This window comes from Paraburkholderia sp. MM5384-R2 (assembly GCF_014201025.1).
In the GTDB taxonomy this organism is placed as follows: Bacteria; Pseudomonadota; Gammaproteobacteria; order Burkholderiales; family Burkholderiaceae; genus Paraburkholderia; species Paraburkholderia tuberum.
In genome coordinates this window covers 40933-47577 of sequence record NZ_JACHDI010000041.1, presented here as the reverse complement: position 1 = coordinate 47577, position 6645 = coordinate 40933, and the positions used below count along the sequence as shown (strand labels likewise).

Annotated in this window: 6 protein-coding genes; 1 reads left to right on the top strand and 5 read right to left on the bottom strand. The window is 53.9% G+C overall.

Annotation, left to right across the window (positions count from 1 at the left end; all coding sequences use genetic code 11):
- The first annotated feature begins 402 nt into the window (after nt 1–402).
- A complete protein-coding gene (locus tag HDG37_RS35780; protein ID WP_184055905.1) occupies nt 403–867 on the top strand; it encodes a tetratricopeptide repeat protein in 465 nt (154 codons plus the stop codon).
- Nucleotides 868–993: 126 nt separating this feature from the next.
- Here HDG37_RS35780 and argJ read toward each other — a convergent pair whose 3' ends face one another.
- The 5 genes from argJ to HDG37_RS40490 all read right to left on the bottom strand — a co-directional run bounded on the left by argJ (nt 994) and on the right by HDG37_RS40490 (nt 6336).
- Nucleotides 994–2160: a bifunctional glutamate N-acetyltransferase/amino-acid acetyltransferase ArgJ gene (gene argJ, locus HDG37_RS35775; RefSeq protein WP_221312262.1), complete on the bottom strand. Its 1167-nt coding sequence runs from the start codon at nt 2158–2160 to the stop codon at nt 994–996.
- Complete coding sequence (locus HDG37_RS35770; protein ID WP_184055903.1) at nt 2078–3190, bottom strand: DMT family transporter; 1113 nt, start codon at nt 3188–3190, stop codon at nt 2078–2080. Before HDG37_RS35770 ends, argJ begins: the two co-directional genes overlap by 83 nt.
- A 141-nt stretch (nt 3191–3331) precedes the next feature.
- The gene (locus HDG37_RS35765; protein ID WP_184055901.1) at nt 3332–4822 is read right to left on the bottom strand and encodes a carbapenam-3-carboxylate synthase domain-containing protein; all 1491 of its coding nucleotides are present in this window, start codon (nt 4820–4822) and stop codon (nt 3332–3334) included.
- Complete coding sequence (locus tag HDG37_RS35760; RefSeq protein ID WP_184055899.1) at nt 4819–5667, bottom strand: hypothetical protein; 849 nt, start codon at nt 5665–5667, stop codon at nt 4819–4821. The genes HDG37_RS35765 and HDG37_RS35760 overlap by 4 nt, the downstream gene beginning before the upstream one ends.
- A 138-nt stretch (nt 5668–5805) precedes the next feature.
- A complete protein-coding gene (locus tag HDG37_RS40490; protein ID WP_409260267.1) occupies nt 5806–6336 on the bottom strand; it encodes a DUF1566 domain-containing protein in 531 nt (176 codons plus the stop codon).
- Nucleotides 6337–6645: the final 309 nt, after the last annotated feature.

Genomic DNA, 6645 nt, shown 5'->3' with positions numbered 1-6645 from the left:
GGAGCGCGAGTCAGTCGTCACGATGGCTTCGCATGCCACACTTAAACAGCCTTTGGCTGCATGACTGAGGCGACAAGTACCTTGACACGCGCCGGAAGAATGCGGACACCTGACGGCTACTTTTCAGGAAGGCCGATTCGTAGCCTGGCAACCCCGGAGAGCGTTGTCGGGCAAGGTTTTGAGGGTGATTTTCAGATTTCGGGGGATGGGCAAAAATAGCCATCATGGACAGGATCTCACCCGATCTACCCGTAACTATCCAGGTCATCATCGTGCCTCACGCGCGTGTGCGAAATCGAGACCGGCCGTCGTGAGCCGCTTACCTTTACCTTTACCATTACAATATTATCTTTATAAAGTTATTCTCAATCTGTTTTTACGAAGCGTAATTTCAATCGAAAAATGCTGAGAAATCTATACGTTCTTACCACTATCCAAGCATGTATTCTGGCGATGATCTCGTTGCCTGCTTTCCCGAAAAATCCAATGACATGCGGTGCAGATCAAAAAATTTTACGCAGTGTCGGAACATTGCAGGATGTCAAGTCGATGATGGAAGTCAGGCTAACGGACAGCGACGGAGGCAAATCAGATCCTTTTACGCTAGCGACTACCTACTTCCGGAATGCGAGAGGGCGGCAGGATTTTGCACGTGCATTGCGTCTTTTCAAAACGGCGGCAATGAGCGGCGATGTCGAAGCTTCGTTTATTTTAGGATTTATGTTTGCCGAAGGATACGGGACGCCTCAAAATTCTTGTGAATCCGAGTACTGGTATTGCACGGCTGGCGCACGAGGGATCGAAGAAGCCAAGTATGCGCTACGGGCGCAATGTGAGCGCTTTGGACTAGGTGCCGTGTCCAGATGATCCCTGTTGGTACCCGTGAGCAGACTGAATGGATCGGGTCGGCTCGCACATGCGGCTTTCCCGACTCATTACAAAGAGCTTTGCAGATCTCGGTGCACCCTGAGGCCGTTGGCTGAAGCCACGCAATTAGGTTGAGTAATCGGCGTTAATGCTGACATATCTCGCAGACAGGTCGCACCCCCAGACCGTAGCCTCGCTTCCACCGCAGCCAAGATGGACGGCAATGCGCACGTGCTCGCCAAGCATCAGGGCTGAGAGCCGCCGAAGATCACTTGTCCCTAACTGCAGCGGATATACCTCGAGACCGTCGAATGCAATACGCACTCTCGCAGGTTCGATGCCGGTGTCCTGTTCGCATTTGCCGATCGCCATTGCCACCCGGCCCCAGTTCGGGTCCGCCCCGTGAACCGCAGTCTTGACCAAGGGAGAATTGACGATTGCTTTTGCGACGCGCCTAGCCTGCGCGTTGTCGTGGGCGCCCTTGACACTAACCTCCAGTAGCTTCGTTGCACCCTCGCCGTCGCGCGCGATCTTTTTGACCAGCGCCAGAGCCATTCTATGCAGTACGACTTCGAACTCATCTTCCGGTACCGCACCAGCCAATCCGTTTGCGAAAATAGCCGCGGTGTCGCTCGTCGACGTATCGGTATCGATGCTCAGACAGTTAAATGTTGAGTCCACGATCCTTCGGAAGATACTGTCCAATACCGGTTGCGCCAGCGCCGCGTCTGTAAAGAAGAAGCCAAGCATCGTCGCCATGTTGGGCTCTATCATGCCAACTCCCTTGGCGATACCAACGATTGTCGCATCACCCACTCGGGCGAATACGTGCTTCGGAATCGTGTCAGTGGTCATGATCGCACGCGCAACGGCCGAGAAATCGCAATCAGCCGACTCAGGTTTCAGCTTGTCAACGAACCCCCGAATTTTGTTCATCGGATAGGGTCGACCGATGATACCGGTCGACGCCACCAGAATATCATTCGGTGCGCAATGCAATTTTGCTGCGAGCCGTTTCGTCAGTTCGACCGCGTTGACCATTCCTTCACTGCCTGTAGCAACGTTGGCATTCTTCGAAACGACGACAACTGCGCGTGGTTGCCCTTGCCGCATGTGCTGCCTGCTAAGCTTGATGCTGGGCCCAGCGAACAAGTTCTGGCTGAACATGGCCGAAACCGCACATGGTTCGGCCGAGAAAACGCAGGCGAAGTCATCGCTCGTGTCCTTGATGCCGATGTTTCCGGCAAGTGTTTGGAACCCCAGTGGTTGAGGCATCTCGTCGTATAAATCCACGTTGCAATCCTTTGATGAAGTGCGAGAAAAAGGGCCCACGCCCCAAGCGCAATGGGAGATCTAATGTCAGTGCCTGAATGCGCTTGTTAACGCCAACTCCTGACATCAAGGGATTTTTCCTTGATGTCAAAATTAAGCCAACAGTGAGAAAAATCAAGCCGAAAACCCGGGTTTTGGTCATCGGTTCGTCAAGGACGATTGCCGCAAGGATGCTTGCGAACGCGGGAATAAGGCAATTGAATTGTGTGGCCCTTAGCGCGCCGACGCGCTGTATGCCGAAGTTATATAAGGCGTAAGCAATTACCGATGCCGGAATACCGAGATACAGGATCTGTGCAAAGAGTTTGAGCGTAAGTGCGTGTGCGCCGGACGTGATAACGTCGCAAACGTAAGGAGGTAGCAAGATCGCGGTCGAAGCTAGCGACATGTAGAAGAGGGTACTGAACCACGACATACCTTCGCACTGGCTCAAACGCATGGAGTAGACGCACCAGCACAGCATGGCGGCCGTGGCTGCACCAATGCCGGCCCACGGACTGCTGACGTGGACGGCGGTTTGACTGGCATAACAGACAAGGTAAAGGCCGCACATGCCGATGCATATACCAAGCGTGATACTAGGAGAGGGAAACGCACGCCGACCCAAGCCCTGTGCAACGGCAACGATGACCGGGGTCATGCCGACGGCGGCAGCCACCTCACTTGCCGGTAAGCGCGACAATGCGAAATACTGCAGCAAATGGAAGCCCGCCATCCCACACACCGCTCCTGTCAGCAAACGGCAAACATTGCGCCGCGCCAGACAAAACTCGGCGCGAATGGCTCTACCGCTCACGAGATACAGACACAGGCTGGCGAGACTCCAGCGATAGAAGGTCAGCTCAAGTGGGTCGTATGCTTCCCGAAGGCCCCGACCGACCACGGCATTGCCCGCCCAAGCCACCGCAGCAAGAACAAGGGCTGAAAATGATAAGAGGAGAGGATATCCTGCGATCGTTGTACGAGCGCCTGAAAGGGATTTTTCGGTCATGCGAACTGAACTGGGCAATCGAGGCTCTCCAGTTCCGGAAACCCCCGTGATAAAAACTGGCAAGGTCATGCGTCATCGGCGCTAAAGCGCGACCGATGATTCGCACATTAGGGCGCGTGACGAATCGCACCCTGATCATGCCTATACGAGACAGTCTTGCGGCGTTGCTTGACCATTCATGTATGACACGTACTTATCGTAGGAATACGCCGTTTTTGCCGTGTAATCCTTGGCACTCGCGCCAATGTGGTCGGCAAAAATGGCGTTAACCGACGAGCCTTCGTGAATGCCGATTTTTTTGCGCCATACGATGCTCGCGGGAAGCAGGTCGCACTCTTCAGCGCATTCGCGAAGTGCAATCTTCACGTCCCGCTCGGACAATTTCAGCTGCGGCGCAAGGCTTGCTGCAAAGCCTATGAGTGACGGACGCCAGAACGGGTGCTGAACATCGAGTCCAAACGCAGCCGCACCAAATGAGGAGAACTCGCCCGTCCATCGCGTACGGTAGATTTGTGCCCAGAGACGTGCGTTTACATCTTCCATGGCATCATTCCGATCGAGAACTCCTCCAAACAGTAGGTCAGAGCCATAACCGGTGATGACGCGCGCATTTTTTGCGCCGACACTTCGGTAGAAGCACATTAGTGTCGACTGGATCTCGGCTGATAGCCCGTCGAAAATCTCGTTGTGGTAAATGGCCTGATGCACACCAGCAATGATCTCGGGGGATGAGTAGTCAAGCTCTTTGTGCTGGGTTTTCAGGTGGTCCGACACGATGCGTGCAAAAGGAAATTCGTTGCTTCGGCCGGTACCGAGCGCAAATGTTTCGATATCAGGACGTTTTCTTGAAGCCAGCGACGTTACCATGCTCGAGTCCAGTCCCCCTGAAAGCGGGACGAGGATGCGTCCGGCTGTATCGACGCTCGACTGAACGGTTGACGCCAATAGCTCAGCAATCCGTTGTTTGGCCACGATCGCCGGCAGAACTTGTGCGTCGGCAAGACGTGGTATGTGATAGGCCGACGTATCCAGACTCACCTGACCGAAGCCGTCTGCGTATAGCGTCGTGTACGTACCTGGTTTGAGGCGCGACGCGTTTTCGATGGGCAGATAGTTATCGGGACGTATATCAGATGCCAGCACCTGGTGAACCGGATGGAAGCGGAACACGCCGGGCTCAGTTCGCCCTACATGCTTGAGTTCTGAGCACAGCCACACAGCCCGCCCATGGACGACGTGGAGCGGTTGCATGCCGAGCGGGTCATTCGCCGCGAAGAGTGCATCGCGCGTGAACTCCAGATAGTTGAACGGCCCCTCAACAAGGTTGAAGGCGGATGGTCCAAGCACGGAATACAGAATACGGAACAGTTGTGCAGTGCTCGCAGTGGTCGCACCGCCGTCGAATGCCACCGCAATCGATCGCAGAAAGTTGACATTCGTCGGCGATCCCAGCACGATAGAAATACGCGCGGGTGACACATCGATCCTATCCTGCACACACACGCTATCGAGCGAGCGGACGAAAATATCCCACCCCATTGTCTCAAATGCATCCCATTGGTCCCGATTCGGGAAATGCGTTGTGCTCGGCAACCCGGCTACCTGTCGGCGTGCAATAAGTGAATAAGTCATGCAGGCGATTCCTTTTCTTGGTTTAGGTGTAGCTGTCGACACTGAAGTGAATGCTTATCGCCGATGGTAGGCACAATCCAGGTACCTACGCGGTCGTCCAAGGCGATTCTTGACAGTTTTCGCGCCTCGTCATAACAGGTAATGACCGTGACCGCGCCACTTGCGGCTGCTATTTGCGCCGCGTGGATCTTCGATTTCATGCCGCCCCGGCCTGTAGCGGTCGGAAGGTCCGAAGCCGCTACAAGTAGCCGTTCATCAAGGGCACTGATCGTGTCAAAGAGCCGCGCTCCCATATCGACGCGTGGGTCGACTTCATAAACCCCAGGGCGGTCCGTGAATATGATGAGTCGCTGCGCACCAAGCGCGGCAACCAACTCCGCGCTCAGTTCGTCGTTGCTCGGAAACTGGCCGCCGAACGAAGTAACATCGTTTTCGTTGATGAGCGGTATGCTGTTGCTTCCAAAGAAAGCTTGAACGACCGCTGCAATCTCGGCGCGTGAGCCGGCCGAACGAAAGTCTTCGAGCTTGAGCAGGATTTGGGCGACGCTGTAGCCGAGCTTTGACAGATGTTCAGAAAAAGCCGCGACAAGCCGTATCTGGCCGACGGCAGCCTGACAGGCGTAGGTCGTCGTTACGCCAGTGCCTGACTGGACATTGCACTGGCCGAGTTGTACCGCTCCGGACGTTACCAAGACGGGATGCATGCCAATTGCGCGCAACTCTTGAAGGTCATCGCACAGCTGGCCGATCAATGCATGATTGGGGTCCCCGGCACATGTCAATGTGCTACTGCCAAGCTTGACTACAACTATTGTATTTCCTGGCGTAGTGTGAGTCGTATTCATGGTCGATTGAGGGTGAAAGTGTCTGCATGGCAACACTGCAATATCATTGCGATGACCTCACCTCGTGTAGTGCGGTCTCGAGACGATACGAATCCTTGTGGGTGAATCTGCGACGCTGACTCGTCTGCCTTCTTTACATTATTTTGCAAACCGAATTTGTTTGTCTCTCACTAGAATGACTGCCAACTTGAAACCTTCGCTATGAAAATCGAATGATCCGTCAGCGAAATTCAGATAGTAAAACGTATCTGGTGAGATGGCTCGCGTCGATGTCCAGAAATTCATACCTTCACCGAGATCAGACGACGTCACGTTAGGGAAGACGCGTGTATCGATCTTCGGCCCTCTGCACGTATTGATGCGAAGTGACGCAAGTTCCGTTGCGCTCGGAACACGCCATTCAGAGCCCGAACGTCTGGCTACGACGAGCGCTTCATTTCGCGTTAAACCATTCACCTTGCCATCGCATTGTTTCGTGCGGTTGTTCCAGCGCGTTCCCAATGCGCATCTCTGCCATATCAAGCCGGAGTTGTGGTCCAACGCGAGGTCACCTTTTACATCCAAGGCAGGTCGTATCTTTTCGTGGCACGCGGAATAGCTGTATGTAGAAATCAGTGGTGCCAGAAGAAAAGTCGAAACTATTTTCAGAGTCCTCGAAACTGATTTCATGTCAGGATGTTCGACAGGATGAATTTTAGGAATTAGCCGAATTTCCGGCTGTTCGTCAAGAATTGAACAAGCTACATGCGATCGGTCATCAATTGAGAAAACCTGCTGTAGCGTCGCGCATGATCGAATAAATCAGGGGGTCATTTGTCACTCGAATCCTTCCGCCGAATTTCGCCCGCCCTTCGGACCTGCCGGTCCACCTCACATACTGACAGTTTTCGTAACATGTAAGTGTGGCCGTCATAGTCCCGTCCTGGTATCGAATTAACGGGCTTTCTGCCTGTTTTCCCAGATACCAAACTAAAACGT